General features: G+C 63.1%; 26 protein-coding genes. 16 read left to right on the forward strand and 10 right to left on the reverse strand.

The window, feature by feature from the left end:
* Positions 1–49: 49 nt before the first annotated feature.
* The 3 genes from BM083_RS09410 to BM083_RS09420 form a co-directional block, all read right to left on the reverse strand.
* Positions 50–295: a hypothetical protein gene (locus BM083_RS09410; protein ID WP_089868843.1), complete on the reverse strand. Its 246-nt coding sequence runs from the start codon at positions 293–295 to the stop codon at positions 50–52.
* Between the two features lie 91 nt (positions 296–386).
* Entirely contained in the window at positions 387–854 is a 468-nt protein-coding gene (locus BM083_RS09415) for a GNAT family N-acetyltransferase (protein ID WP_089868845.1), read from the reverse strand.
* A gap of 61 nt (positions 855–915) precedes the next feature.
* A complete protein-coding gene (locus BM083_RS09420; RefSeq protein WP_089868847.1) occupies positions 916–2,007 on the reverse strand; it encodes an acyltransferase in 1,092 nt (363 codons plus the stop codon).
* 195 nt (positions 2,008–2,202) lie between these two features.
* Here BM083_RS09420 and BM083_RS09425 point away from each other — a divergent pair, with 195 nt between their 5' ends.
* The 7 genes from BM083_RS09425 (at position 2,203) to metG (ending at position 11,814) form a co-directional block, all read left to right on the forward strand.
* Positions 2,203–3,231 carry an LLM class flavin-dependent oxidoreductase gene (locus BM083_RS09425; RefSeq protein WP_089868850.1) on the forward strand — a complete coding sequence of 343 codons (1,029 nt, stop codon included), beginning with the start codon at positions 2,203–2,205 and terminating at the stop codon, positions 3,229–3,231.
* Between the two features lie 91 nt (positions 3,232–3,322).
* Positions 3,323–4,288: a PhzF family phenazine biosynthesis protein gene (locus tag BM083_RS09430; RefSeq protein ID WP_089868853.1), complete on the forward strand. Its 966-nt coding sequence runs from the start codon at positions 3,323–3,325 to the stop codon at positions 4,286–4,288.
* A 114-nt stretch (positions 4,289–4,402) separates the two neighbouring features.
* Entirely contained in the window at positions 4,403–6,694 is a 2,292-nt protein-coding gene (gene ppsA / locus BM083_RS09435) for a phosphoenolpyruvate synthase (protein ID WP_089868856.1), read from the forward strand.
* A 128-nt stretch (positions 6,695–6,822) separates the two neighbouring features.
* The gene (locus BM083_RS09440) at positions 6,823–7,572 is read left to right on the forward strand and encodes a CPBP family intramembrane glutamic endopeptidase (RefSeq protein WP_089868858.1); all 750 of its coding nucleotides are present in this window, start codon (positions 6,823–6,825) and stop codon (positions 7,570–7,572) included.
* Between the two features lie 75 nt (positions 7,573–7,647).
* The gene (gene mfnA / locus BM083_RS09445; RefSeq protein ID WP_089868860.1) at positions 7,648–8,733 is read left to right on the forward strand and encodes a tyrosine decarboxylase MfnA; all 1,086 of its coding nucleotides are present in this window, start codon (positions 7,648–7,650) and stop codon (positions 8,731–8,733) included.
* Positions 8,734–8,812: 79 nt separating this feature from the next.
* The gene (locus BM083_RS09450; protein WP_089870050.1) at positions 8,813–9,376 is read left to right on the forward strand and encodes a YqaA family protein; all 564 of its coding nucleotides are present in this window, start codon (positions 8,813–8,815) and stop codon (positions 9,374–9,376) included.
* A gap of 290 nt (positions 9,377–9,666) precedes the next feature.
* Positions 9,667–11,814, forward strand: a complete 2,148-nt coding sequence (gene metG / locus BM083_RS09455) for a methionine--tRNA ligase (protein ID WP_089868862.1) — start codon at positions 9,667–9,669, stop codon at positions 11,812–11,814.
* 54 nt (positions 11,815–11,868) lie between these two features.
* On the opposite strand, the gene BM083_RS09460 is transcribed toward metG, so the two are convergent.
* The 3 genes from BM083_RS09460 to BM083_RS09470 all read right to left on the reverse strand — a co-directional run bounded on the left by BM083_RS09460 (position 11,869) and on the right by BM083_RS09470 (position 13,751).
* Complete coding sequence (locus BM083_RS09460) at positions 11,869–12,936, reverse strand: zinc-dependent alcohol dehydrogenase family protein (protein WP_089868864.1); 1,068 nt, start codon at positions 12,934–12,936, stop codon at positions 11,869–11,871.
* Between the two features lie 140 nt (positions 12,937–13,076).
* Positions 13,077–13,463, reverse strand: a complete 387-nt coding sequence (locus BM083_RS09465) for a DUF2267 domain-containing protein (protein ID WP_089868867.1) — start codon at positions 13,461–13,463, stop codon at positions 13,077–13,079.
* Positions 13,464–13,520: 57 nt separating this feature from the next.
* Positions 13,521–13,751, reverse strand: a complete 231-nt coding sequence (locus tag BM083_RS09470; protein WP_009366421.1) for a hypothetical protein — start codon at positions 13,749–13,751, stop codon at positions 13,521–13,523.
* Between the two features lie 210 nt (positions 13,752–13,961).
* On the opposite strand from BM083_RS09470, the gene pyk reads away from it, so the two are divergent.
* The 5 genes from pyk to BM083_RS09495 all read left to right on the forward strand — a co-directional run bounded on the left by pyk (position 13,962) and on the right by BM083_RS09495 (position 18,603).
* Positions 13,962–15,716 (forward strand): pyruvate kinase, encoded by a 1,755-nt coding sequence (gene pyk / locus BM083_RS09475; RefSeq protein ID WP_089868869.1) that lies wholly within the window; start codon positions 13,962–13,964, stop codon positions 15,714–15,716.
* 98 nt (positions 15,717–15,814) lie between these two features.
* The gene (locus BM083_RS09480) at positions 15,815–16,012 is read left to right on the forward strand and encodes a DUF7312 domain-containing protein (protein WP_089868871.1); all 198 of its coding nucleotides are present in this window, start codon (positions 15,815–15,817) and stop codon (positions 16,010–16,012) included.
* Between the two features lie 35 nt (positions 16,013–16,047).
* Positions 16,048–16,632, forward strand: coding sequence for an NfeD family protein (locus BM083_RS09485; RefSeq protein WP_089868873.1), 585 nt, complete (start codon positions 16,048–16,050; stop codon positions 16,630–16,632).
* Positions 16,633–16,714: 82 nt separating this feature from the next.
* Complete coding sequence (locus BM083_RS09490; protein ID WP_089868875.1) at positions 16,715–17,938, forward strand: SPFH domain-containing protein; 1,224 nt, start codon at positions 16,715–16,717, stop codon at positions 17,936–17,938.
* 53 nt (positions 17,939–17,991) lie between these two features.
* Positions 17,992–18,603, forward strand: a complete 612-nt coding sequence (locus tag BM083_RS09495) for a winged helix-turn-helix transcriptional regulator (RefSeq protein ID WP_089868877.1) — start codon at positions 17,992–17,994, stop codon at positions 18,601–18,603.
* A 150-nt stretch (positions 18,604–18,753) separates the two neighbouring features.
* On the opposite strand, the gene BM083_RS09500 is transcribed toward BM083_RS09495, so the two are convergent.
* The gene (locus BM083_RS09500) at positions 18,754–18,990 is read right to left on the reverse strand and encodes a DUF7123 family protein (RefSeq protein ID WP_009366415.1); all 237 of its coding nucleotides are present in this window, start codon (positions 18,988–18,990) and stop codon (positions 18,754–18,756) included.
* A gap of 287 nt (positions 18,991–19,277) precedes the next feature.
* Between BM083_RS09500 and BM083_RS09505 the strand changes: the two genes are divergently transcribed.
* Positions 19,278–21,155, forward strand: coding sequence for a flippase-like domain-containing protein (locus BM083_RS09505; RefSeq protein ID WP_089868879.1), 1,878 nt, complete (start codon positions 19,278–19,280; stop codon positions 21,153–21,155).
* Positions 21,156–21,192: 37 nt separating this feature from the next.
* Here BM083_RS09505 and yjjX read toward each other — a convergent pair whose 3' ends face one another.
* Positions 21,193–21,717 (reverse strand): inosine/xanthosine triphosphatase, encoded by a 525-nt coding sequence (yjjX, locus tag BM083_RS09510; protein ID WP_009366413.1) that lies wholly within the window; start codon positions 21,715–21,717, stop codon positions 21,193–21,195.
* 22 nt (positions 21,718–21,739) lie between these two features.
* Entirely contained in the window at positions 21,740–22,486 is a 747-nt protein-coding gene (locus BM083_RS09515; RefSeq protein WP_089868881.1) for a cobalamin-binding protein, read from the reverse strand.
* 217 nt (positions 22,487–22,703) lie between these two features.
* On the opposite strand from BM083_RS09515, the gene BM083_RS09520 reads away from it, so the two are divergent.
* The gene (locus BM083_RS09520) at positions 22,704–23,663 is read left to right on the forward strand and encodes a transcription initiation factor IIB (RefSeq protein ID WP_089868883.1); all 960 of its coding nucleotides are present in this window, start codon (positions 22,704–22,706) and stop codon (positions 23,661–23,663) included.
* Between the two features lie 99 nt (positions 23,664–23,762).
* Here BM083_RS09520 and BM083_RS09525 read toward each other — a convergent pair whose 3' ends face one another.
* On the reverse strand, positions 23,763–24,326 hold the full coding sequence (locus BM083_RS09525; RefSeq protein WP_089868884.1) for a hypothetical protein: 564 nt from the start codon (positions 24,324–24,326) through the stop codon (positions 23,763–23,765).
* A 527-nt stretch (positions 24,327–24,853) separates the two neighbouring features.
* On the opposite strand from BM083_RS09525, the gene BM083_RS09535 reads away from it, so the two are divergent.
* Positions 24,854–25,561: a type I 3-dehydroquinate dehydratase gene (locus BM083_RS09535; protein WP_089868888.1), complete on the forward strand. Its 708-nt coding sequence runs from the start codon at positions 24,854–24,856 to the stop codon at positions 25,559–25,561.
* A gap of 35 nt (positions 25,562–25,596) precedes the next feature.
* A complete protein-coding gene (locus tag BM083_RS09540; RefSeq protein WP_089868890.1) occupies positions 25,597–26,028 on the forward strand; it encodes a zinc ribbon domain-containing protein in 432 nt (143 codons plus the stop codon).
* Positions 26,029–26,076: the final 48 nt, after the last annotated feature.

Consider the following 26,076-nt stretch of genomic DNA (forward strand, 5'->3'; position numbering starts at 1 on the left):
CCAGCGAGCGCACGTGCGTACCGGAAAGACCTGCTCCGCGCCGACGGTGTTACTCGGCAGGCGCGTATCGGTTCTCGTCTCGCTCCACGATCAGGTCCTGCGCGAGCGCCACGTTGATTGTCTCGTTGAGATAGTCGGTGTCGAGTTCGTCTTTGACGAACTGTGCGATGTCGGCCCGTGCGACTGTCTCCTTCTCGAAGTCGGTGTTCATATCGACAAAGCGGCCGACTCGCTCGGCGTAGTAGTCCGGGTCCCACTCGGGTGTCGTCTCGACTTCTGATGTGTTCTCGGCCATAGACGACGTTTCACACCGACCCGATAATACTGCTGTGGGCGATGGCATCGACAGTAGCAATCGTCTCTCTGTACCGGACGCGTATCTGGCCTCACTCTAGCGGTTGTGCAAAGTCGACTTGCTTCGGTCGGAAACCCGTGTCGCGGTAGAAGCGCCGCGCGTCCTCGTTCTGCCACTCACAGGAGACTTTGAGGTGGTCGCACCCTCGACTGCGGGCCAGTTCTTTCACGCGTTCGACGACGTCTGTACCGTGACCTCGGTTCCGATGTTCCTCGTCGAGAGCGAGGTTCACGAGACGGAGATAGTGTGCATACGTCCGGGACGGATGATGGCCCTCACGGAGGGTGACGAAGCCGATGGTGTCGTTCTCGTCGACGACGAGATAGTCGGTGATTTTGTCGTCGTCGAGGTGCGCGCGGAACCCGTCGCCGGAGACTTCATCCGCGTCCGTGTAGACGAGTTCGTTCAGTTCGTCGTACGCTTCCATCGTTCTCGCGAGCGAGTACCACCGCTGAACGAGTGCGTCGATATCTTCGGCAGTCGCTTCGACGAGTTCCATACGGTAACGCCCGAGTGCTCGCTCTTTAGGCTTCTCCAACTGTGTCGAGATCTAACACACCTCACGACCGGAGACGGTGGAGCCACGGAATGTGACTACCTTCGAGTTCGATGATTTCCAGTTTCGCCATGAGGAGATAGGCCGCCAGCGAGAGGACACACACGAGCGGCGTGATTAGCAACTGCCACAGCAGCGTCGACGTGAGGTCGATTCCAACCATCGGTCCCCAAATACGCCTCGTCGCGTGGACGAGACGGAAGACCGGTACGTGAAGGAGATAGATGCCGAGGGCGTGACGACCCACCTTCGGAAGAATCGTGTTCTTTCCCCACTCCGGATTCGAGAGCGCGTATGCGAAGACAGCGAGGACGAAGAACACCGTCGAGAAGGTGTACGCCGTCAAGTGAATCTCTTGCCCGAGCGTGTGGTCGCGGATGAGGTAGCTGATTGCGTACTGCTCGACGAGTTGGATGCCCGCGAAGACGCCGACTGCTGCAGCGTAGAGACGCCGCCGACGCTCGTCCGGCGTCCAGTCGATTGCGTTCAGTTGGTAGCCGAGAGCGACGTAGAAGAACCCGAAGAAGAGCGCGTCTCGCGTACGGAACGGAACGTCCAGAACCATCTGATAGTTCGTTCCGAGGATGCCGACGAGGTGGACGAGTGCGGCGACGGGTAACAGATAGCGAGTCTTCTCGAACTTGACGAAGCACGCGACGAACGCGATAGCGAAGAACAGCGCCGTCAGGAACCACAGCGGAACGGTGAGTGCGGTTCCGTAGTACACCACGTCCAACAGAGACAGGTTACTGAGGCCGTCGGCGACGACTGCATTCGTCACCGAGTCGCCGACGAAGAGCGCGAGAGCCGCGACTGTCGCTACGGAGACGAGCCTCCCGAACAGATAGAGCGAGCCGAGTTTTCGAGCGGTGTTGCGGACCTTCGACGTGACGTTGTCGACGTTTAGCGTCTCCGCCAGAAAGTATCCCGACGTCGCGAAGAAGAAGGGAACGTCGAACTGACCGAGTGTATCTAACGCGAAGTAGACGTAGTTTCCGTACGTTTCGAAGCCACGAAACGGCTGGACGTGTGCGACGACGATGAAGAAGATAGCGACTGCCCGCAGTGTATCTATGCTGTGAATTCGATCACTCATTGTATCCAGAAGATGTACTGGAACTCACTTGCGCCGAGCTAAAAGACGTGCGATTGTGATGGACGAACCGAATGTCTCCGCTCGGCGTCGACACCGCCGCCGACGCCGAGTGGGCGACGTTCGCGAGTCGTTTTGGTAGCCCCACGCCCTGACCGCGAGCCCAAGCGTTATCTCTCGTAATCTCCGAGGCCGGATATGGACCTCTCTATCGTCGACCTCTCTCCGGTTCCCGACGACGGTACCGCGACCGACGCCTACGCGAACACCGTCGACGCCGCCCAACAGGCCGAGCGACTCGGTTACACGCGCTTCTGGGTAGCAGAACACCACGGGATGGCGAACACGCTCGCGGGAACGACGCCCGAAGTACTCCTGGGTCACCTTGCCGCCGAGACCGACGAGATTCGACTCGGTTCCGGGGCAGTCCTGCTCAACCACTACAGTCCGTACAAGGTCGCCGAGGTGTTCGGCGCACTCGACGGACTCGCTCCTGGACGTATCGACGCAGGTCTCGGACGAGCGAACGGGTCGCCAGCGGCGGACCAAGCACTCGGAACAGAACGACACGTCGAGAACCCCGACGAGGACCACGCCGAGAAAATAGAGGCCGTCGTCAGCCACCTCTACGACGAGTTCCCCGACGGACACGCCTACGCCGACCTCTCGATTCCGTCTTCGGGTGCGACCCCGCCCACTCCGTGGACACTCGGGTCGAGTCCGTCGAGCGCGGCGCTCGCTGGTGAACTCGGCCTCCGGTACTGCTTTGCCGCCTTCATCCGCCCGCAGTTCACGGAGTACGCCTTCGAAGACTACCGTGAGGCGTTCACGCCCGCGGAGTCCGCCGGCGGCATCGACGAACCCGAGGGAATCGTCGCCCTCAACGCCGTCTGCGCCGAGACCGACGAGGAAGCGGCGCGACTCCGTGCCGTCGCCGAAGCCTCGTACAAACGGATGCGACGCGGCGTCGTCGGCACGACGCCGTCCGTCGAGGAGGCCATCGACGAACTCGGCGGCGTCCCGGACCCGACGCCCGCCACGCTCGACGACGACGAGTGGCCGCGTGCCATCTCGGGGAGTCCGGAGACCTTGGCTGGGCTATTCGAGCAACTCACGGACCGCGTCGGCGTCGACGAGGTGATGGTCCAGCACGTCGTCTCCGACCACGAGGACGCGCTTCGGTCGCACGAACTCTTGGCCGAAGGCGTCGGCCTCACACCGCGATGACCACGGTGTCCCGCACCGACCACTCCACGGAGTAGTCTCCCTTCTCGCGCAGTCTCCCGGATTTATCAATCCCCGTACCGACGACGCCGCTATGGACACGGACACCCGACGCGCACTGCTCGTCGACGCCTTTACCGCTGAGCCACTGACCGGAAACGCCGCCGGTGTCGTCCCGGACGCAGACGGTCTCTCGGAGACGCAGATGCAGGCCATCGCCCGCGAACTCGCCGTGAGCGAGACGGTGTTCGTCCACGAACCCGACGACGACGGTGACTACCGGGTTCGGTACTTCACGCCGACCCAAGAGGTCGACCTCTGTGGACACGCCACCGTCGCGCTCCACGCACATCTCTACGCCGACGGCGTCCTCGACGCTGGCACGCACGCGATGGAGACGAACGTCGGGACGCTCGACGTCGACGTCGGCGAAGACGGCGTCGTCTGGATGACGCAAGCAGACCCCACCGTCGAGGAGGTCACACCGGACGAGGAACGCGTCGCCGACGCACTCGGCGTGGACGTGGCGACGCTCCGCGACGTCGGCGCGGACCTGCCGATGGCCGTCGCCTCGACGGGACTCAGGTTCCTTATCGTCCCCATCAACTTCCTCGAACATCTCGGCAACGCCGACCCAGACATGGACGCCGTCGAGTCGCTCACCGAGGAGTACGACGTGACGGGACTCTACGCATTCACGTTCGACGCCCTCGACGCCGACTCGACGCTCCACGGTCGGATGTTCGCGCCCGGCGCGGGCATCCCCGAGGACCCCGTTACGGGGACGGCGAGTGGCGCGTGCGGCGCGTATCTACGCGAAGTCGACGCTTTCGAGGATAGCGAGACGCAACGCGTCTCGGATGAAGCGAGCGAGGAGCGTAGCGACTCGCGAGCACTCCCCGACGAGATGCGTTTCGAGCAAGGACACTTCGTCGACCGACCGGGTCTCGTCCGAGTGCGCATCGGTGACACGGTACAGGTCGGTGGGCGAGCGACGCCGTCGTTCGACGGAACGATGCTCGTCCCCGAAGACGAAGACGACGACATCATCGAAGCCTGATTTCGCACGTGCTAGCGAGTTACAAAAAGGCTAACTCGGCTTCGAGTCAGTAATTTTCGGAGTTGTTCGGGTCGGAAAGTTCTTTAGCAGGAGCGGTGACGTTTCGAACGCGAAATGGCTCTACTTTGGCTGGACGACGTCAGGGCTGCGGACCTCGAGACAGTCGGTGGGAAAGGAGCGTCGCTGGGGGAACTCACCTCCGCGGGCCTCCCCGTACCACCGGGTTTCGTCGTAACGGCGGGTACCTACCGCGACTTCATCGAGAAGTCCGGAATCGACGAGGACCTGTTCGCTGCGATGGATATCGACTCCGAGGACTCCAAGGCGCTCGCCGGAGCGCAGGAACGTGCGCACGAACTCATCATGGGGACGCCGATGCCCGAGGAGGTACGTGCCGAAATCCTCGAAGCGTACCGGACGGTCGGAACCGACGGCGAGCAGGCGTTCGTCGCCGTCCGTTCGTCGGCGACGGCCGAGGACCTCCCGGACGCCTCCTTCGCGGGGCAACAGGAGACGTTCCTCAACGTCCGCGAGAAGGACCTCCTCGAACGCGTCAAGGAGTGTTGGGCGTCCCTCTTCTCGCAACGCGCCATCTACTACCGTAACCAGAAAGGATTCCCGCACCACGAAGTCGACATCGCCGTCGTCGTCCAACAGATGGTCGACGCCGAGAAGTCGGGTGTGATGTTCACCTCCCACCCCTCGACGGGCGAACCGCGCGTCATCATCGAGGCGGCGTGGGGACTCGGTGAAGCCGTCGTCTCCGGCGCCGTCTCGCCCGACAACTATGTCGTCGACCGCAAGACGGGAGACGTCGCCGACGTCACCATCGCGGACAAGAAGGTGATGCACGTCAAAGACGAAGCGACGGGCGAGACCGTCGAAGTCGAGGTTCCCGAAGAGAAACGCGAACAGCGCGTCCTCTCCGACGAGGAGATTGCCGCACTGGTCGCTCTCGGCGAGGAAGTCGAGGACCACTACGAGACGCCACAGGACGTCGAGTGGGCCATCGTCGACGGCGAGATATACATGCTTCAGTCGCGACCCATCACGACCATCAGTGACTCGGGTGCCGAGGAGTCCTCGGGTGAGGCTATCGCCAACGGCGGGGCCGAAGCGACCCAAAGCTCCGGCGACGTCCTGCTTCGCGGCTTGGGCGCCAGTCCCGGCATCGTCTCCGGCAGTGTTCGCATCGTCACGAAACTCGACCAACTGGACAAAGTCGTCGAGGGCGACATCATCGTCACCGAGATGACGATGCCAGACATGGTGCCCGCGATGAAGCGCGCCGCGGGTATCGTCACCGACGAAGGCGGGATGACCTCCCACGCCGCCATCGTCTCCCGTGAACTCGGCGTCCCCGCTGTCGTCGGCTGTGGCAGTGCGACCCGCGAACTCACAGACGACCAAGTCATCACCATCGACGGCGACAAGGGAACCATCCGCGAGGGTCGAGAGACGAAGGACGTCGAAGAGCGCGAACCCGTCGAAGACGTTCGCCCGAAGACGCCCGTCAAACCGATGACCGCGACGGAGGTCAAAGTCAACGTCTCCATCCCGGAGGCGGCCGAACGTGCCGCCGCTACCGGTGCCGACGGCGTCGGACTCCTCCGCATCGAGCATATGGTACTCTCGCTCGGGATGACTCCCGAGAAGTACATCAAAGAGCACGGCGAACGCGCCTACGTCGACGAAATCGTCGAGGGCGTTCGCACCGTCGCCGAGGAGTTCTACCCGCGGCCGGTCCGTGTCCGTACGTTGGACGCGCCGACCGACGAGTTCCGCCAACTCCCCGGCGGCGAGGACGAACCGAACGAGCACAACCCGATGCTCGGCTACCGCGGTATCCGGCGGAGTCTCGACAAACCCGACGTGTTCAAACACGAACTGCGGGCGTTCCGACGCCTGTACGAGATGGGGTACGACAACGTCGAGATGATGTTCCCGCTCATCAACGACGCCGAGGAGGTGTACCAGGTGAAGAACCTGATGCGTGAGACGGGCATCAACCCCGACAAACACGATTGGGGCGTGATGGTCGAGACGCCAGCGAGCGCACTCGGCATCCGCAGTCTCGCCGAGGCGGGCATCGACTTTGCCTCCTTCGGGACGAACGACCTCACCCAGTACACGCTCGCCGTCGACCGCAACAACGAGAACGTCGCCGACCGATTCGACGAACTCCATCCTGCCGTCTTGGAACTCATCGGTTCGACTATCGAGACGTGCCGCGAACTCGGCGTCAAGACGAGTATCTGCGGACAGGCCGGGTCGAAGTCGAAGATGGTCCAGTTCCTCGTCGACGAGGGTGTCACCTCCATCTCGGCGAACATCGACGCCGTCCGCGACGTCCAACACGAGGTCAAACGCGTCGAGCAGAAACTCATCCTCGACTCGGTTCGATAGCGAGGCGAAGACGCTCCGGCGCGGCAGTCTTTTCGACGCCACGGTCTTTTCGACGCAGCAGAGTGAGCGACAGTCTCTCAGATACTGATTGATGTCCTCTCGGTGCGTCTCTAACGGTGAGAATACTCATGTCACAAACAGTCTCTACTCAACCGGTCGGCTCGACGCGCCGCTTCGGCCCGAGCGTCCGCGCTGTACTGGTCGCGACCGGCCTCGTCGTCGCCGCCGTCCTCCTCAGTGTGGTCGTCGGCGTCGCCGTCGTCCTCCCGCTCATCTTCGGCGGGTTCGAAGCCACCTCCGGTGTCGTGCTCGTCGCTTCACTGTTCGCCACGCAACTCTCCTTTGCCGTCGTCGGCCTCCTCTACCTCTGGCGACGCGACTGGTCGGTTTCGTTCGCGGCACCCACTCGTCGTGACCTAACGTGGGTCGTCGGGGGCGTCGTCGCCACCGTCGTCGCGGCTATCGGTCTGCTCGCGCTCTCGGAGTTCCTCGGTATCGAACCGGTCGAGAGCGTCGTCGAAGCGCCCGTCCTCGCGAACCCGACGCTCCTCTTGCTCCTCGCCGGACTCTCGCTCGTCCTCGTCGCCCCCGTCGAAGAGTTCCTCTTCCGCGGTGTCGTGCAGGGCCGCCTCCGCCGCTCGCTCGGCGCGCCCGCAGCCATCGGCGTGGCGAGTCTCCTCTTCGCCTCGATTCACCTCCTGAACCTCGTCGCCGTCGGCGTCGGTGCCATCGTGATGGTCGCCGTCATCTTCGTCGTCGGGGCGGTGCTGGGCGTCGCCTACGAGCGAACCGAGAACCTCCTCGTGCCCATCCTCATCCACGGCGCGTACAACACGACGCTGTTCGTCATCTCGTACGTCTCGCTCGGTGGGTTCTGAGACCGACCGAGAGCTCCAGAGAGACACCGAGACAGAGCGGAACCGATAAACCCGGCCGGGAGCAACGTGGCGGACATGCAGCGTGTCGCCCCGGAACCACAGGAGTTCGACCGCGTCCTCTCGTCGATGTGTACGGAGCCACACCCCGTCGCCCGGGAGGCCGCCACGCGCTTTTTCGCGACGAACCCCGGCGACCCCGCGACGTATCAGGAGGTCGCCGCCCTCGAAGCGCGCGCCGTCGACGCTCTCGGCGACATCGCCGGACTCCCAGACCCGCACGGCTACATCGCCAGCGGCGGGACGGAGGCGAACATCCAGGCGGTTCGGGCCGCGCGCAACCTCGCACGTGAGTCGGGTGGCCGACCCTCGAAGACGGACTCTCCCGTGGTCGTCGCCCCAGAGAGCGTCCACTTCAGCTTTCAGAAGGCCGCAGACGTCCTCGACGTCGAGTTACGAACCGTCCCGGTCGACGAGGAGTTCCGTGCCGACCTCGGGGCCGTCGAGGCCGCCGTCGACGACGACACGATTCTGGTCGTTGGTGTCGCCGGTACGACCGAGTACGGTCGCGTCGACCCGATTCCCGAACTCGCCGCAATCGCCCACGACCACGGTGCGCAACTCCACGTCGACGCCGCGTGGGGTGGGTTCTACCTCCCCTTCACTACCCACCAGTGGAACTTCACCCACGCCGACGTGGACACGATGACCATCGACCCCCACAAGGTTGGACAGGCCGTCGTCCCCGCCGGTGGACTACTCGCCCGTGACCGGACGACACTGGACGCTCTCGCCGTCGACACGCCCTACCTCGAATCCACGTCGCAGGCGACGCTGACGGGCACGCGAAGCGGGGCGGGTGTCGCGAGTGCGGCGGCGGTCCTCGACGAACTCTGGCCCGACGGCTATCGGCAAAATTTCGAGTCGTCGATGGCCGACGCCGAGTGGTTGGCCGCGGCGCTCGACTCGCGCGGATTCGACGTGGTCGACCCCGAACTACCGCTCGTCGCCGCCCGTATTCCGGACGACCTCTTCGACGCGCTTCGAGCGGCCGACTGGCGTATCTCGCGGACCGCTTCGGGCGAACTCCGTATCGTCTGTATGCCCCACGTGACCCGCGAGACGCTCCGTGCGTTCGTCGCCGACATCGACACGTTGGTGTGACCGCCGTGTCGACTCTCTTGTCACGAATCTAGAGAGTCTCACAACCTCAAGACTTACAAACACACACTGGTGAGTGTGGATTGTGCTATCCGGTCTATCCCTCCTCGATACCGTTCTCGTCGGCGGTGTCGACTTCGCGTGGCTCGAACGCCTCGTCGAGCACGCCACGGGATGGCTCGGCCTCGTCATCATCTGGGTCTACTCGTTTCTCATCGCCTTCGCGCTCCCCGGCGTGAGCGAAGTCGTCCTCGCCGCGCCCTTGGACCTCGGACTCGGCTACTGGCCGCGGATGTCGGTCATCATCTTCGTCAGCGCCTTCGGGAAAGCCGCGGGTAGCGTCTTCGCGTTCCACATCGGCCAGGAAGCGAAAGATTCGGGATGGATAATCAAACGTCTCCGCAACTCGCGATTCGACATCATCGAGTGGTCCGAACGCCAGACGGTGACGATTGCCCAGAAGTGGGGCTACGCCGGTCTCGCGCTCGCGCTCTGCGTACCGGGGTTCCCCGACACGCTCTCTATCTACGCGTTCTCCGTGCTCGAAGAGGACTACGTGAAGTTCGCGGTGGCGACGTTCGTCGGCAGTGCCGGGCGTCTCATCCTCTGGTTGGCGGGTGCAGAGGCCGTCCTCTCCGTCCTCTGACTCTCCGCTCACCGCCTGCGCCTGCGTCGCGAGATTTATCAGTCGCTGGTGTCTCTGTTCCGTTGTGAACTCGGTCCACCCGACCACCACGATGCCGATGCGCATGCGACTCTTCTAGCGACGGGTGGACCCTTCGTGCGGCGGTCGGTCGGTAACACGACTCGGCCACCGTCGTCGGTGAACCCCGCGAGTACGACACGACTACGACGGTCCGTTTCGACGAGCACCGACCGACAATCGACAGAAACCAGCGGGCTTTAGGCCCGTTTCCGAGAGACAAGAGACAAGACATGAGTCACGAAGATTTCCCCACCGAGAACCCGGCGGTGGTCACCTGTGGGTTGCCCTACGCAAACGGCGACCTGCACGTCGGCCACCTCCGAACCTACGTCGGCGGCGACGTGTTCGCCCGCTCGCTTCGCAAGCTAGGCCAACAGACGGCGTTCGTCTCCGGGTCCGACATGCACGGCACACCAGTCGCGGTCAACGCCGCGAAGGAAGGCGTCACCCCCGAGGAGTTCGCCCTCGACTGGCACGAGAAGTACGAGGCGACGTTCCCGAAGTTCAACGTCGAGTTCGACAACTACGGTCACACACACGACGAGACGAACACCCAGTTGACCCAAGACATCGTCCGCACGCTGGACGAGAACGGTCACGTCTACGAGGACGAGGTCATGGTCGGCTACGACCCGGAGGCCGACCAGTGGCTCCCCGACCGCTACGTCGAAGGGAAATGCCCGTACTGCGGCGCACACGCCCGCGGCGACGAGTGTGACGAGGGCTGTCAGCGCCACCTCGAACCCGGCGAGATAGAGGACCCGGTGTCGACGCTCACCGGCAACACCGCCGAGTACCGCGAGCGGACGCACAAGTTCTTCCGCGTCTCCGAGTTCCAGGAGTACCTCCAGGAGTTCATCGACCGACTGGAAGGAACCTCGAACGCCCGGAACCAGCCTCGAGAGTGGATCGAGGGCGAACTGCAGGACTGGTGTATCACCCGCGATATGGACTGGGGTATCGACTACCCGGACGACGACGCCTCAGAAGAGTCGGACGGCAGTCTGTCGCCCTCCGACACTGATGACCTGGTGCTCTACGTCTGGGTCGACGCCCCCATCGAGTACATCTCTTCGACGAAGCAGTACACCGAACGCGTCGGCGCAGAGACCTACGACTGGGAACAGACGTGGAAAGAGTCTGGAGAAATCGTCCACATCATCGGCCGCGACATCATCCAACACCACACGGTGTTCTGGCCGGCGATGCTCAAAGGGGCGGACTACAACGAACCGCGCGCCGTCATGGCGAGCGGGTTCGTCACCCTCGGCGGCAAAGGCTTCTCCACGAGTCGTAACCGCGCCGTCTGGGCCGACGAGTATCTCGACGAAGGGTTCCACCCCGACCTGCTTCGCTACTACATCGCCACCAACGGTGGCTTCCAGCAGGACGTCGACTTCTCGTGGGAGAAGTTCCGTGACCGAGTCAACTCCGAACTCGTCGGCACCGTCGGCAACTACCTCTACCGGTCGCTGCTCTTCGCGTACCGAAACTACGAGGGGACGCCCGACGCTCCCCTCAGCGACGAGGTTCGCGAGCGTATCGAGGAGGCCCAGTCGGAGTTCGGCGAAGCCGTCAACGACTACAACGTCCGCAAGGCCGGTACTGCCGCCGTCCGACTGGCGAAGTTCGGCAACGAGTTCATCCAGCGCAACGAACCGTGGAAGCTCACCGACGAGAACCCCGAGGAGGCCGCGCAGGTCATCCGCGACTGTGTCCAGATTGCGAAGGCAATCGCCGTCCTCTTCGAGCCAATCGCCCCCGAGAAGTGCCAGCGGCTCTGGCGCGGGTTGAACGAGGACGGCCACGTCCGCGACGTCGGCATCGACGCCGCACTCGACGACCCCGCCGCTTCCTTCGACGAACCGACGGAACTGTTCGAGAAGATCGAAGACGAGCGTGTCGAGGAACTCAACGAGAAACTCGAAGCGCGTACCGCCGAGGCGACGGCAGACAGCGAAGACGGCGCAGACAGCGCAGACGGCGAAGAAACCGAAACCGATGACTCCGCGGAGTCGAGTGACGGAGACGTGACCGCAGAACTCGAACCACTCACCGAGGAACGCATCGGCTTCGACGACTTCCAAGCGCTCGACCTCCGTGTCGGCGAGATTCTCGCCGCCGAGGGCATCGAGGGTGCGGACAAACTCGCCAAACTCACCGTCGACATCGGCTTCGAGGAGCGCCAAATCGTCGCCGGCATCAAACAACTGCACGACCTGGACGCGCTCGTCGGCGAACGTATCGTCGTCGTCGCGAACCTCGAAAAAGCGGAACTGTTCGGCGTGGAGTCCAACGGGATGCTCTTGGCCGCGGGCGACCAAGCCGACATCCTGACCACCCACGGCGACGCGGAACCCGGAACGAAGATTCAGTAACGCGCTCCGACACCGCTCGCCGGTCTCGACGTGAGACCGCGTCGGCGACGACGCTCAGTCGGCGAACTCCGTACAGACGGGGATTCCCATCGTCTCGAAGTCTGTCATCGCGGCCAGTTCGTCCGGCACTTGGTGGATATCTATCGTCTTGTCGACGAGGAGCGTCGGGTCTATCTTCCCCGTCTGAATCATGTCCAACATCTCCGAGTAGCGAGAGGGTTGGAGACCGAGTGAGCCGACGAACTCTATCTCCTTGGCGACGAACTCGTCGGTCGGAAGCGGAATCATCCCCTGTTCGTCGGACGTCGTGAGTCCGATTTGGACGTGTCGGCCACCCTTCCCGAGACTCCGGACCGCGTTTTGACAGGTCGTCTTGATTCCGAGTGCGTCGACGGAGATGTCTGCGCCACCGTCGGTGATGTCGCGGACTTCCTTGGCGGGGTCGTCGACGTCTCGGGCGTTGACCGTCTCGACTGCGCCCAGTTCTTGGGCTTTCTCCAGTTTCTCGTCCATCAGGTCGACGGCGACGACGTTGCCACCGAGTGCGTCGGCGATGTGGACCGCCGAGAGACCGATTCCGCCACAGCCGTGGACGACGACGTCGTCGCCGCCGCCGACGTCGCCCTGATGGGCCATCCCGTGGTACGACGTCATGAACCGACAGCCGATACCGGCCGCAGTGTCTGTCGAGATGTCGTCCGGGAGCGGAACCGCGTTGATGTCGGCGTTCGGGACGTGCACTTCCTCGGCGAAGGCACCGGGAGCCTCGTTCATGAAGCCGAGTCCGACGTGGTTCTCGCAGATGTTCTCGTGGCCGTTCCGACAGAGGTCACACTTCCCACACGCGAAGTTGAACGGGATGGCGATGTGGTCTCCCTCGGCGACCGACTCGACTTCGGACCCCACCTCGACGACCGTTCCACATGGTTCGTGACCGAGTACGTGCGGCGGGTCCGGTCGGTAGCCGAACCAGTCCCAGTCGCCCTGCCAACAGTGCCAGTCACTTCGGCAGACGCCACAGCCATCGACTTTCGCGACGATGCCGTGCGACTCTGGCTCCGGTCGGTCGACGTCCTGTACTTCTAGCGGTTCTTGAAACGCTTCGAGGACAACGGCCTGCATGACATACACAACCACGCCCCATGATGACAAATAGTTATGGATTTAAATAGACATGTCTCTCCGACGGTTCGCCAGACATCGTTTCAGAAGCGAGGGAGAACACGGGCCGCCAAGTCGACCACTCCTCCGACGAAGAGCGACTACGCCTCGTACAGCCGTTGGAAGTCTTCCGGAAGTTGCGCCAGCGTATCGTCCCACCGGTCGTCGTCGGTTGACTCGGTGAGACCGACGAGGACGGACCTGACGTGGGTGGGTGCGTCGTTGCCGTCGAGTTCGGCGTGTTCTTCTTCGCGACGACGAACTCGTTCGATGAACTCGTCGGCGTCGAACTCGTCGGCGTTACCGTCCGACTGCGTCACTGCCGCCGCCAGATTGTCTGGCAGGCCCGCCGCGAGGTCTTCCGCCTGTCCGTGGCTAAGTCGCTCGCTCAAGACGGAGAGAATCGACTCCGCGGCGGCGGCCACGGCCGATTCGGTTTGAAGGTCACTCTGCGCCTGTACCGTCCGAACAAACTCGTCGTAGTTCATCGATATCTCGGTTGTTGCATCCGGTGGAGGGTAGTCACGGGGTCGAATAGCCGACTGTTAGACGTCGGCGTGCAGGTAGATGGTGTCGTCGGAGACAGTCTCTATCTGTTCAGGTTCGAGCGCGAGTCGGTCGTTGTCGTCGGTGAGTGCCGACTCCGTGCTCGCGGATAGCCCGGACTCTCCTTTGAGGATGGCCTTGTCTGCCTCGACGGCGGTCACCTTGCCGATAGCTTCGCCGTTCGGTCCCTCGACGTGCTTTCCGACCAGCTCGTCGGTGATGTGCTCCATTGCACTTCGCCGGTTCACTCGGCCGCTGGTTAGGGCTTATTGCCGTTTGCCCGAGATGTCACACAGCTGCTGGCTACCGAACAGTTCGACTGGCCTATCGAAACACGGGACTTGGGACTATATAGCCCTCGTGAGCCATCCCCAGCAAATGTTACTCGCAGTTCGGTAGTATCGTCGGGCTTTTTCAATAGGTCCACCGTATCGAGGGGCATGAGAAACGCGAAAATCGTCTGCACACTCGGTCCGGCCTCAGACGACCGGACGACGATTCGCGAGCTCGTCGACGCCGGGATGTCGGTGGCGCGACTCAACGCCAGTCACGGAACGCCCGAACACCGTGCGGAGGTCATCGACCGTATCCGTACCGTCGACGAAGCGACTGCGAAACCGGTCGCCGCGATGGTCGACCTGCAGGGTCCGGAAGTCCGTACGGCACCGCTCGAGGGCTCTATCGTCCTCGAAACAGGCTCCGAAGTCCGATTCGTCGAAGGCGACGAGGCGACGTCCGAAACGGTCGGTCTGTCGTACTCCATCACCGCCGCCGAAGCGGGAGACACCATCCTGCTCGACGACGGTCGTATCGAAGCGACCGTCACTGGTGTCGACGCCGACGGCGTCGTCGCCCACATCGACTCGGGTGGCGAACTCGGCGGCCGGAAGGGAGTCAACCTGCCGGGCGTCGACCTCGACATCGACCTCATCACGGAGGGCGACCAAGCGGAGTTGGAGGTTGCCGCCGAGAAGAACGCCGACTTCGTCGCGGCGAGTTTCGTCCGCTCGGCGAAAGACGTCTACGCCATCAGCGACGCACTCGAAGAACTCGGTGCGGACATCCCCATCGTCGCCAAAATCGAGCGCGCCGGTGCGGTCGACAACCTCGAAGAGATCGTCGACGCCTCGTACGGCGTGATGGTCGCTCGCGGTGACCTGGGTGTGGAGTGCCCGCTCGAAGACGTGCCGATGATTCAGAAACGAATCATCCGCACCTGTATCGACGCCGGCGTCCCCGTCATCACGGCGACGGAGATGCTCGACTCGATGACGCACTCGCGTCGACCGACCCGCGCAGAGGCCTCGGACGTCGCCAACGCCGTCCTCGACGGGACGGACGCGGTGATGCTCTCGGGTGAGACGGCCATCGGCGACGACCCGGTTCGGGTCGTCGAGACGATGGACCGCATCGTCCGCCAAGTCGAGTCCAGCGGCGAGTACAAAGAGAGCCAAGAACAGCGCGTGCCGACCGCCGGTGAGGACTCCCGAACGGAAGCACTCGCTCGCTCCGCCCGCTATCTCGCTCGCGACATCGACGCCGCCGCCGTCGTCGCGGCGTCGGAATCCGGCTACACCGCCCGCAAGACGGCCAAGTTCCGCCCGGGCGTCCCGGTCGTCGCGACGACGCCGAACGACCGCGTCCGTCGCCAACTCGCCCTCTCGTGGGGTATCAACGCCGAGTACGCCGAGTACACGCAGGGTGTCGACTCCATCATCGACAACGGTGTCTCGGCCGCTCTCGACGCCGGTGTCGCCGAGAGCGGCGACACGGTCGTCGTCCTCTCGGGGATGATGACCGAGTTGGAGGGGACGAACACGACGAACATGCTGAAGGTCCACGTCGCCGCCGAAGCGGTGGCGACGGGCCGAAAGGTCGTCGGTGGCCGCATCTCGGGACCGCTCTACCGCGTCACCGACGGCGAACTCCGTGGCGTGCCAGACGGTGCGATACTCGCGGTTCCCGCCTCGTTCGAAGGCGAGTTCACCGGCGACGTCCAGAAGATTTCGGGCATCGTCGACGCTCGTGCCGGGATGACCGGCTACCCGGCGCTCGTCGCCCGCGAACTCGACATCCCGATGATTTCGGGCGCACCGTTGCCCGACGAACTCGCCGACGGCGAGACGGTCACACTCTACGCCGAACGCGGTGTCGTCTACGAGGGCGACATCATCAAGCACCAACAACAGCGGTAGAACAGGCGAAAGAGCGGGAGCGAGAGCGTGAGCGTGAGAGAATGAAAGAGTGAGAGAACGGCGGTAGCCCTTTGACTCCCCGTCTCCTACGTCAGTGTATGCAGAATCCCTCCGACGACTCATCTGAGGACTCCGAGTGGCAGTTCAGTGTCGACGAGGTCGGTGAAGAAGCGGCGAACGAACCGACAGAGGAGCGGACGCTCCCGCCGCTGGAACCCGGTGACCCGTCGTTCGAAAACGCGCTGTTCGTCCTCATCGGCGTCGTGGGGACGCTCCTGCTGTTCGTGTCGCTGTGAGAACGCTTAATCCGGACCGCTCCCTCGGATTCGGTATGGGACTGCCGCTCGTCGCCCTCCAACTCGACTTCCTCGACCCAGCGCTGCTGCCCCTCTTGTTGATCGTCGCCGGTATCGGTCTCTCACTCGCGGAGGCGCTGGCACCCGGTGCGCACTTCGTCGTCCTCGGCGTCGCACTCCTCGCCGCCGGACTCGTCGGGCTACTTCTCGGCCCACTCGCCGGCCCTATCGTCCTCGCACTCTTGGTGTTTCTGTTCGGCGCACTCGCGCTCTACGGCTACCGCGAGTTCGACATCTACGGCGGAAAGGGGACGGGCCAGACGTCGGATTCGGACTCCTTGAAGGGCAAAACTGGCCGAGTGACGGAACGCGTCACACCGACCGACGGCGAGATAAAACTCGACAGTGGCGGGTTCAACCCCTACTACGCGGCACGCTCGCTGCACGGCGAGATTCCCGAAGGGACCGAAGTGATGGTCGTCGACCCCGGCGGCGGCAACGTCGTCACCGTCGAGTCGCTGGACCTCGTCACCGAAGACGAAATCGACCGCGAACTCCGGAGAGGAAGAGAGGCCCGAGGCGAAGAACGGCAGCGAGAAGAAGAGACCGAACGGGCCTGATTCGCTCACTCCAGCCTCGTACTGTCATTCCGTCGCCCGATTCGGGCAAAGCCTTATTTAACCAACATCCGAAGCTTCGGGTATGGACCCCGTATTGCTCCAGATAAACGTCCTAGGTGGTGCCGCCGTCTTCGTCGGCCTCCTCCTCTTGCTACTCGCCATCGTCGTCGTGTACTCGATGGTCGAGATCGTCAACGCGTACGAGAAGCGTGCGCTGACGGTGTTCGGCGAGTACCGCAAACTGCTCGAACCGGGTATCAACTTCGTCCCGCCGTTCGTGTCTCGAACCTATCCGTTCGACATGCGGACGCAGACGCTGGACGTCCCCCGACAAGAAGCGATCACGAAAGACAACTCGCCGGTCACCGCCGACGCCGTCGTCTACATCAAGGTGATGGACGCGAAGAAGGCGTTCCTCGAAGTCGAGGACTACAAGACCGCCGTCTCCAACCTCGCCCAGACGACGCTCCGCGCCGTCCTCGGTGACATGGAACTCGACGACACGCTCAACAAGCGTCAAGAGATCAACGCCCGCATCCGCCGCGAACTCGACGAACCAACCGACGAGTGGGGGATTCGCGTCGAGTCGGTCGAGGTGCGCGAGGTCAACCCGAGCGCCGACGTCCAGCAGGCGATGGAACAGCAGACCTCCGCCGAGCGTCGCCGCCGTGCGATGATTCTCGAAGCACAAGGTGAACGCCGCAGTGCTGTCGAGCAGGCAGAGGGTGAGAAACAGTCGAACATCATCCGCGCACAAGGGAAAAAGCAGTCGCAGATTCTCGAAGCGCAGGGTGACGCCATCTCGACGGTCCTCCGCGCGAAATCCGCCGAGTCGATGGGCGAACGCGCCATCATCGACAAGGGGATGGAGACGTTGGAGAAGATCGGACAGGGCGAGTCGACGACGTTCATCCTCCCGCAGGAGTTGACCTCCTTGGTCGGTCGCTACGGCAAACAGTTGACCGGCAGCGACGTCCAGGAGAATCAAGGACTCAGTTCGATGGACTTCGACGAGGAGACCCGCGAACTCATCGGTCTGGACGACATCGAGAAGATTCTCGGCGAAATCGACAGCGCCGCCGAGATGGACGTCCAGCAACTCGAACAGGAGGCAGAGGCCATCAAGTCCGGCGAGGGCGTCGACATGAAGAGCGCCGACGAAATCATCGAAGAAGCCAACGAGGAGGACTCGATGCAGAGTGCCGACGAAGTCGTCGACGAGGGCGACTCGTCACCGTCGTCACAGCCGGCGCAGAAAGACGGTCAGACGGCCGAAGACGACGAAGAGATGGAACTCAACAAATAGTTCCATCGGCCAAGCGAAGCCTTTTATTTCTTCAATCCCGTAGCTCGTAACAGATGCCCGATAGAGTCGACGAGGAGAAACGGGCGACGCTTCGTCGCTTCGCCGCACTCGGCGCGGCGACGCCTTTCGTCGGGAGCCTCCGCGACGACGGCGACGACGAGCGCAGAAGCGACGCTCGCGACGCCATCGTCGGCTACGTCGGTGCGACACCCGGAGCGCACTTCTCGAAACTCCGTGACGACCTGAAACTCGGGACGGGTGAGACCCAACACCACCTCAAGCGACTGCTCTCCGACGGTGTCGTCGAGTCCCGCCGCGACGGCGACTACCGTCGGTTCTTCCCGGCCAACCGTTTCTCGCCGTTCGAACAGACTGCACTCGGCTACCTCCGGCGACGGACGCCCCGCGGGATGCTCATCGAACTACTCAGAACCCCCGAAGCGACGGGAACCGACCTCGCAGCGTCGCTGGACGTTTCACGGGCTACCGTGAGCAACTACGCCAAGCAACTGGAAGCAGCGAACCTGCTCTCCAGAGAGAACGGCTACGCCGTCGAATCCCCAGAGACGGTCATCACCCTATTGCTTCGGTACGCCGACTCCTTCGGTGAGGACGCCGCCACCTTCGCCGCCGAAGCCGACTCGCTCATTCGGTTCGACCCCTGACAGTCCGTCTCTGCCCCTGACGTCTCCGTAGTCTGACCGTTCGTGACCGGTGGCGCTGGCTTTTCGGGGACGGTTCGTACGGAGAGAACTCTCTCGTCGGAATCGGCGGATACGCAGAAAGAGACGACAATGACGGCCCGACGGGAGTGCTCAGACGCTGACCTTCCACGTCGTGCCCGAGGAGTAACCCCACTTCTCGACGGCGACGTCGTGGTCGCTGGACAGGATTGCACGCATGTTCGCTCCGACTTCTTTGGCGGTGAGGTCCAAGTCGTCGGCGATGAGCCGGGATTTGAAGTACGTCTTCGTCTGTCCTTCCTCGCGGAGGTACTGCAGGATGCGCTGTTGTTTGTCGGTGAGAGTGGTGGTGGCGACGGTGGCGCTCATACTTCTTGCAAGGACGGTTCCGCTATTAGGGGATTTGGTACAGCCGGTTAACACGCCGCAGTCATGCGGTTTTCGGCGGACAGTGTAGTGGTGTCGTCGCTGGGAGACTCCGAGCGGGTACAATCGCCTAACACTCACAGCACGCCTCGACGCATCTCTGTCGTGCCAGAAAGAGGAGCGACTGCATTTCGTGCGTCTCATTGCCATGGGGACGTGGAATGTTACCTTTCAGTTGGGCAGGATGTGGTCAGAAAGTTCATAGCCCCGAGTGCTACATCTAGTACTCAATGAGTAGCTCGCATCAGGCGAGTCCTGTCGTTACCTCGACACGGAACGTCGAGGTCAGTGTCGTTCTCCCTGCGTACAACGAAGAGAAGACTATCGAGAGCACGGTTCAGACGACACTCGAGACACTGGGGTCGTTCCTACCGGACGACGCCTACGAAGTACTCGTCGCCGAAGACGGGTGTGACGACCGGACACCAGAGATTGCCGACCGCCTCGCGGCCGCAGACGACCGCGTCCGCCACTTCCACAGCGCCGAACGACTCGGACGTGGCGGCGCACTCGAACGCGCCTTCGAGGCGGCAGACGGCGAGGTTCTCGTCTACTTCGACACGGACCTCGCGACCGACATGAAACACCTCGAAGAACTCGTCGAGCACGTTCGCTCCGGCGAGTACGACGTCGCCACCGGGTCGCGGTGGATGCCCGACAACGTCGCGAACCGACCGGCGAAGCGCGGCGTCCCGAGTCGCTTCTTCAACCTCTTCGTCCGCTTCTTCCTCCGGTCGGACCTCCGGGACCACCAGTGTGGATTCAAGGCGTTCAGCCGAGACGCGTTCAGGCTCCTTCGCGACGACGTGAAGGACAACCACTGGTTCTGGGACACCGAGATGCTCGTCCGCGCACAGCGCTCGGGACTCCGCGTCGCGGAGTTCTCCGTCGACTGGGAACCGAAAGGAGACACGAAAGTCGACCTCGTTCGCGACGTCTTCGGGATGGGGAGTCAAATCCTCCGGACGTGGTGGGAACTCTCCGTGGAACCGCGCATCGACCGGAAGGTGTCGATGGCCGCGGGCGTACTGATGACGCTCGTCGCACTCGCGCTGATGACGGTCTACATCGACTTCGAGCAGGTGCTCGCACGGATGGCCGAGGCCGACCCGACACTCGTCGGGGCGGCGGCGCTCGTCTACCTGCTCTCGTGGCCGATTCGTGGATTGCGCTACCGCGACATCCTCGCAGAACTCGGCTACCCGAGTAGTCCGAAGTTCCTGACCGGGGCCATCTTCATCAGCCAGACCGGGAACCTCGTCTTCCCGGCACGCCTCGGTGACGGTGTCCGTGCCTACGTCGTGAAGGCACGACGTGGCGTCCCGTGGCCCTCGGGATTCGCGTCGCTCGCCGCAGAGCGTGTGTTCGACCTGCTCTCGCTCGTCGTCCTCGCAGGGACCGTGCTCGTAGGCCTGACGCTGACGGGCGGGACGGCCGACCTCGTCGAAGGCATCTTCGGCAGTGGAGCAGTCGGAACCGTCGACCGTGGCGCGGCCCGCGTCGCGACTGGTGTCGCGGCGTTCGTCGGTATCGCTGCTATCGTCGCCGTAGGTGCCATCGTCGCGAGTGCGCGTTCCGACACCCAACTCATCCGGCGGACGATTGCGCGCGTCAGTACCGACTCGTACGCCGACTCCGTCGCCAGCGTCATCGAACGCTTCGTCAGCGACCTACAGCGGGCCGCCGGGACGCGCGAGGCGTTCGCCCGCGTGGGACTCTCGAGTCTCTCTATCTGGGTGCTCGACGTCGTGACGGCGTTCCTCGTGTTGCTCGCACTCGGCGTCGACGTCGGGGCTAGCGGCGTCTCGCTCGTCTCGCTCGTCGCCGTGTCGTTCTTCGCGGTCAGTGTCGGAAACCTCGCGAAGGTGCTCCCGCTCTCGCCGGGTGGTATCGGGCTGTACGAGGCCGCGTTCACCGTCCTCGTGGTCGCGCTGACGCCCATCGCCGCACCGGTCGCACTGGGTGCGGCGTTCCTCGACCACGCTGTGAAGAACCTCGTCACCGCCGCGGGTGGAATCGTCTCGATGGCGTCGCTCAACGTCTCGCTGACGACGGCCGTCGAGGAGTCGACCGACATCTCCGATCAGGTCGAGACGGCACAGGACTGAACGCCACTTTCACTCTCTTTCGCTCCCTTCTCTCGCGCTACTCTCCGCCGTAGAGCTCCGTCACGAACGGCCCAGACGCACCCGCGAGTGCCGTACCGAGTGCCGTCTCGCGGTCGATTCGTCCACCGGAGAGCGCGCCCGCTGCACCCTCTCTCTTCGCGATTTCGTTCGTTCCGAGTACGTCGTCCATCACCGGACCGAGTTCTTCCCCAGTACGAATCCGAGTCGCGATACTGGCCGGAAGTTCGAGACTCGGTCCGGCACCGTGACTGACGACGTCGCCGTCGGTCATGGCCGCCCACATGACGAGAAAGAGACCGTCTGTTCCTTCGAACTCGGCGACACCGCCTTCCAGACCGACGCCGTAGTCGAAGCGGTCTGACGTGTCCGATTCGAGGACGGCGTGGGCACGGTTCTCCGCCCCGCGAACCGTCTCCTCGTGACCGACCGGTTGTTCGCTCACGCCGGAGTCGACGGCGACGGCACGGACCGTCGCCTCGGGGAACGTCGATTCGACCGCTCGCCGCTTTACGGGGTTACCACTGCCGACACCGATGTGCATACGGGCGGTGGCCTCCCGAAGACTATCGTGCTGTCGGAATCGCCCCGTGGAGACGCTCGGCCAACGTCTCGATGCCGTCGACGAGACGGGGACTCGGTTGGTTGAGAAGCGAATCGTCGAGGACGTGCACGTCGGCGTCGAGGTCCCACCCTCTCGACTCGACACGCTCCGGGTCGACCCGCTGGCCGTGTCCGCAGATGTGGAGGACGACGTGGTCGGGGTCGGCCGCGGCGACAGTCGACGCTGCGACTTCTCGCGAACGCTCACCGGCATCGACGAAGGGGTAGCTGCCACCTGCGGCCTCGACGGCGTCGGGAACCCAGTTGCCGGCGGCCATCGGCGGGTCGGACCACTCCTCGCAGTAGACGACCGGGCGGTCACGGTCCTCGACGTGGCTGGCGACTCGGTCGAGGCGACGGCGAGCGTCCGCGACGAGTCGTTCCCCTGCGTCCGGTCGTCCGACCGCCGCTCCGAGTGTCTCGAAACTGTCCAACGTCTCGTCGAGCGTCGTCGGTTCGGTGTGAACCACGTCGAACCCCTCGTCGCGAAGGTCGTCACGAATCTCCTGCTGAAGGTCGTCGCAGGTGCAGACGACGTCGGGGTCGAGGTCGGCGAGGCGGTCGACGTCCGGGTTGAGCCATCCACCGACGACCGGCCTGTCGAGGTCACAGTGAGTCGTGACGCCGACGACGAGGGCTGCCGCGTCCATCGCCCCGAGCGTCGCCGTCGCGCTCGGAGCGAGCGAAACCACGCGTGGTCCGTCTGTCATGACAATGTGTCGTCGAGCGGGCGACAAACATCCATCGGCTCAGCTGTGGTATTTAATTGTTTCCTCGAAATCACACTACTCCGCCGATACACTGCTAATATAGCTAGTTTTTAGTTAACAACCGTAGCTCTTATATATCTGCTCTCCTTCTGTCGGGTAAGGATCGCACCGGGTTTTTTCAGGCAACTCGCCCCCGGGAGCGCCCGCCGTCCCATCCATGAGTGAAAAGACGCACACCAGAACGCAGACGAACGAGCAGACGGCATCGAACGGCGAGACGCTTCGATGTCCAGAATGCAACGGTAACGTTATCACTGACGAAGGGCACGGTGAGACGGTCTGTGCGGACTGTGGACTCGTCGTTTCGGAAGATTCGGTCGACCGCGGGCCGGAGTGGCGCGCGTTCAACGCCAACGAGAAAGACTCGAAGTCCCGCGTCGGTGCGCCGACGACGAACACGATGCACGACAAGGGACTGTCCACCAACATCGACTGGCGCAACAAAGACGCCTACGGCAACTCGCTCGGGTCCCGCCAGCGACAGAAGATGCAACGCCTCCGCAAGTGGAACGAGCGCTTCCGGACTCGCGACTCCAAAGAGCGCAACCTGAAGCAGGCACTCGGCGAAATCGACCGGATGGCGAGTGCGCTCGGCCTGCCGACGAACGTCCGCGAGACGGCGTCGGTCATCTACCGCCGCGCACTCAACGACAACCTCCTGCCCGGTCGCTCTATCGAGGGTGTCTCGACGGCCTGTGTCTACGCCGCCGCCCGAATGGCTGGCGTGCCACGGAGTCTCGACGAGATTACCGACGTCTCTCGCGTCGACAAGAGCGAAGTCGCTCGGACCTATCGCTACGTCGTCCGCGAACTCAAACTCGAAGTCCGCCCCGCCGACCCGGAGAGCTACGTCCCGCGGTTCGCGTCGTCGCTCGGCCTCTCCGAAGAGACCGAACGCCGTGCCCGCCAACTGTTGAAGAACGCCAAGGAGAAGGGCGTCCACAGCGGGAAGTCGCCGGTCGGCCTCGCGGCCGCCGCCGTCTACGCCGCCGCCCTCCTCACCAACGAGAAGACGACACAGGCGGCCGTCAGCGAAGTCGCGGACATCAGCGAAGTCACCATCCGCAACCGGTATCACGAACTCTTAGAGGCCGAAGAAGGCCTCGGCGTCGCCTGAGACCGCGCGAATCGAGTTCTCGGCGTTTCGCTGTTCCTCACTGTCCACGTTGCTCGGTTGTCCGACGCGTAGTGAGTTGCGGCGTTCTTCCGTCTGCTGTTAGAGTTTGCTGAAATCTACCAGATAGACGTCTGTGCCGACGAGTTCCCCGTCAACTAAACACGGCGTATCGACTCCCTGGTCAAATCGACCGTTCGTATTCTCGTCGCTGAAGGCGACGACTTGCACCCAATGCTTTCCAGAGAGGGGTGAGTCCAACGTGATTTTGTCACCGTCGACGTGTTCACCGCTCACATATCGATTCTGGATCTGCGTGACTCCCGCGGCGTCTCCATCGACGTAGGCGACCAACAGGAAGCTAGAGTTCGGAGGAGTGTAGTACCCGACACGAACGACGTCTGCATCCCAGACGTCCTCGTTGTTGAGCTCCCACAGTCCGACCCAGAGGTCGTCGTCACAGACGGCTCCCGAAGATGCGAGATTCGCTGGTGTAACCGGGCCGGACGAAGACGTGTGTTCGGTAGTCGTCGCGGCGTCGCTATCTGCATCTGGTGTCTCGTGGGAGGTGGTCGTCAGAGACGGTGTTGCGGGCGGGTTCCCGTTCCCGAGACAACCCGTACTAATGAAGAGTAACACCAGTACAATCTGGAAGGCGTAACGCATTGGATAATGAATTATATAATGTGATTGATAAATACTTTCTCGCTCTTGTGTACTTCACCTCTGGTTGAGGTGTGCTACTTTCGTACATTCGAGGAAATCTCCGTGGGCGTGTTGAATACCTGGCGCGAATGTAGCCAGCAGGATGAGTATATGAACAACGTATATTCGGCTATCGTTTGAACGGTTGTTATGGTCGAGATTGCCCTCCAGTGGTTCTTTAGTATCCCTCTCGCGCTGTTTGGCGCTTTGTGGATGTATCGAGACGCGAAGTCACGGAGGATGGAGACAGCAGATATGTGGGCGGTAGGATTTTTTGTCGCATTCTTTCTCCTTCCCTTCTTGGGTGGCATTCTCGTATTCGCGTTCTATCTACGCAAGCGAAATCGAGGCGGTGGGTTCGCTTACTCTGTTCCTTCAGAGTGAGTCAAACCCATCCGCTCTCCTGCAAGACAGACCGACCGACTCGCTCTTCGGCCTCGCTTGCAACGACCGGACAACGTTTTGCCCCTCGCCCCACAGCGTTCCGCATGGACTTCGACAGTTTCGTGCTTGCAGCGGCTACTGCGGACCTCTCGGAAGCGGAGGCGGAGGCGGCGCGCGACCACGCCGACGCCGTCGAATTTCGGATGGACCTCGCGGACGACCCACTCGCGGCCCTCGACGACTACGACGGGACGCTCCCGCTCATCGTCACCAACCGAGCAGCGTGGGAAGGCGGCAAAGCGGCCGAAGAGGGACGACTCGACGCGCTCGAAACCGCCGTCGGCTACGAGGCAGTCGAAGCAGTCGACGTCGAACTTCGGGCGCTCACCGGGGCGGCCGATACGGACGCCGAGGAGGCGCGCGCCCTCCGAGACACGGCGCGCGAACAGGGTGTGTCGGTCATCGCGTCCGTCCACGACTTCGAGGCGACGCCCACAGAACCAGCGCTTCGAGACCTACTCGACACCGCCGCCGAGGAGGGCGACGTCGGTAAACTCGCCGTGACGGCGAGCGACCGGGCCGACACGCTCGCGCTGCTGTCGGCGACGTTCGACGCGACGGCGGCAGGGAAGACGGTGGCGACGATGGCGATGGGTGAGGCCGGCCGCCACACCCGCGCCGTCGCGCCGGTCTACGGGTCGCGTATCGGATACGCGCCGGTCGACCCGACGAAGGCGACGGCACCAGGACAGTACGACTTGGCGACACTGAGCGAGTTAGTCGAGCGACTGGAGACGCCGAACAGACCCTAGTGTTAAAGGTAGTGGAAATAGACATTCTCGATAATATGGGAGAAGAGGGTCGGCGTGCACTCATCGCGGCGCTACTTGGTGCGGTCGGCGCTTCGTTCGGTATCGCCGGTGTCGGCCACCTGTACTTACGAGAGTGGCGCCGTGCCGTCGCGTGGTTCACGTTCGTTCTCGGTGCGATGCTGGTACTCGTGTCGGTGTTCGCCGACCCAGCGTCGGCCACTACCAACGTGGAATCACTCCCACTCACCGTCGTCGCACCGATTATCGTGTTGCTGTCGGTGAGCGTCTTCGACGCGTACTACCTCGCACGCCGTGGTCCGTTCGCGTACGACGACCCGAGCGTGATTCAGTGCCCCAACTGTGGTGGGCGAGTCGACCCGGACCTGCAGTTCTGCTACTGGTGTACCGAACCCCTCACGGCGCGTCAGCACCCACCGGTCGAGGCACAGACGGGGTCGCGGACGTAACGAGAGATTCGAGGAGACGCACTTCGCCTATCGGTTTCGGTACAAAAG

Source organism: Halogranum rubrum (assembly GCF_900114455.1).
GTDB lineage: Archaea > Halobacteriota > Halobacteria > Halobacteriales > Haloferacaceae > Halogranum > Halogranum rubrum.

Excerpts from the sequence above, each read along its gene's own strand:
- BM083_RS09410 (WP_089868843.1), bottom strand. The coding sequence starts at position 295 with ATGGCCGAGAACACATCAGAAGTCGAGACGACACCCGAGTGGGACCCG.
- BM083_RS09415 (WP_089868845.1), bottom strand. The coding sequence starts at position 854 with ATGGAACTCGTCGAAGCGACTGCCGAAGATATCGACGCACTCGTTCAG.
- BM083_RS09420 (WP_089868847.1), bottom strand. The coding sequence starts at position 2,007 with ATGAGTGATCGAATTCACAGCATAGATACACTGCGGGCAGTCGCTATC.
- BM083_RS09425 (WP_089868850.1), top strand. The coding sequence starts at position 2,203 with ATGGACCTCTCTATCGTCGACCTCTCTCCGGTTCCCGACGACGGTACC.
- BM083_RS09430 (WP_089868853.1), top strand. The coding sequence starts at position 3,323 with ATGGACACGGACACCCGACGCGCACTGCTCGTCGACGCCTTTACCGCT.
- ppsA (WP_089868856.1), top strand. The coding sequence starts at position 4,403 with ATGGCTCTACTTTGGCTGGACGACGTCAGGGCTGCGGACCTCGAGACA.
- BM083_RS09440 (WP_089868858.1), top strand. The coding sequence starts at position 6,823 with ATGTCACAAACAGTCTCTACTCAACCGGTCGGCTCGACGCGCCGCTTC.
- mfnA (WP_089868860.1), top strand. The coding sequence starts at position 7,648 with ATGCAGCGTGTCGCCCCGGAACCACAGGAGTTCGACCGCGTCCTCTCG.
- metG (WP_089868862.1), top strand. The coding sequence starts at position 9,667 with ATGAGTCACGAAGATTTCCCCACCGAGAACCCGGCGGTGGTCACCTGT.
- BM083_RS09460 (WP_089868864.1), bottom strand. The coding sequence starts at position 12,936 with ATGCAGGCCGTTGTCCTCGAAGCGTTTCAAGAACCGCTAGAAGTACAG.
- BM083_RS09465 (WP_089868867.1), bottom strand. The coding sequence starts at position 13,463 with ATGAACTACGACGAGTTTGTTCGGACGGTACAGGCGCAGAGTGACCTT.
- BM083_RS09470 (WP_009366421.1), bottom strand. The coding sequence starts at position 13,751 with ATGGAGCACATCACCGACGAGCTGGTCGGAAAGCACGTCGAGGGACCG.
- pyk (WP_089868869.1), top strand. The coding sequence starts at position 13,962 with ATGAGAAACGCGAAAATCGTCTGCACACTCGGTCCGGCCTCAGACGAC.
- BM083_RS09480 (WP_089868871.1), top strand. The coding sequence starts at position 15,815 with ATGCAGAATCCCTCCGACGACTCATCTGAGGACTCCGAGTGGCAGTTC.
- BM083_RS09485 (WP_089868873.1), top strand. The coding sequence starts at position 16,048 with ATGGGACTGCCGCTCGTCGCCCTCCAACTCGACTTCCTCGACCCAGCG.
- BM083_RS09490 (WP_089868875.1), top strand. The coding sequence starts at position 16,715 with ATGGACCCCGTATTGCTCCAGATAAACGTCCTAGGTGGTGCCGCCGTC.
- BM083_RS09495 (WP_089868877.1), top strand. The coding sequence starts at position 17,992 with ATGCCCGATAGAGTCGACGAGGAGAAACGGGCGACGCTTCGTCGCTTC.
- BM083_RS09500 (WP_009366415.1), bottom strand. The coding sequence starts at position 18,990 with ATGAGCGCCACCGTCGCCACCACCACTCTCACCGACAAACAACAGCGC.
- BM083_RS09505 (WP_089868879.1), top strand. The coding sequence starts at position 19,278 with ATGAGTAGCTCGCATCAGGCGAGTCCTGTCGTTACCTCGACACGGAAC.
- yjjX (WP_009366413.1), bottom strand. The coding sequence starts at position 21,717 with ATGCACATCGGTGTCGGCAGTGGTAACCCCGTAAAGCGGCGAGCGGTC.
- BM083_RS09515 (WP_089868881.1), bottom strand. The coding sequence starts at position 22,486 with ATGACAGACGGACCACGCGTGGTTTCGCTCGCTCCGAGCGCGACGGCG.
- BM083_RS09520 (WP_089868883.1), top strand. The coding sequence starts at position 22,704 with ATGAGTGAAAAGACGCACACCAGAACGCAGACGAACGAGCAGACGGCA.
- BM083_RS09525 (WP_089868884.1), bottom strand. The coding sequence starts at position 24,326 with ATGCGTTACGCCTTCCAGATTGTACTGGTGTTACTCTTCATTAGTACG.
- BM083_RS09535 (WP_089868888.1), top strand. The coding sequence starts at position 24,854 with ATGGACTTCGACAGTTTCGTGCTTGCAGCGGCTACTGCGGACCTCTCG.
- BM083_RS09540 (WP_089868890.1), top strand. The coding sequence starts at position 25,597 with ATGGGAGAAGAGGGTCGGCGTGCACTCATCGCGGCGCTACTTGGTGCG.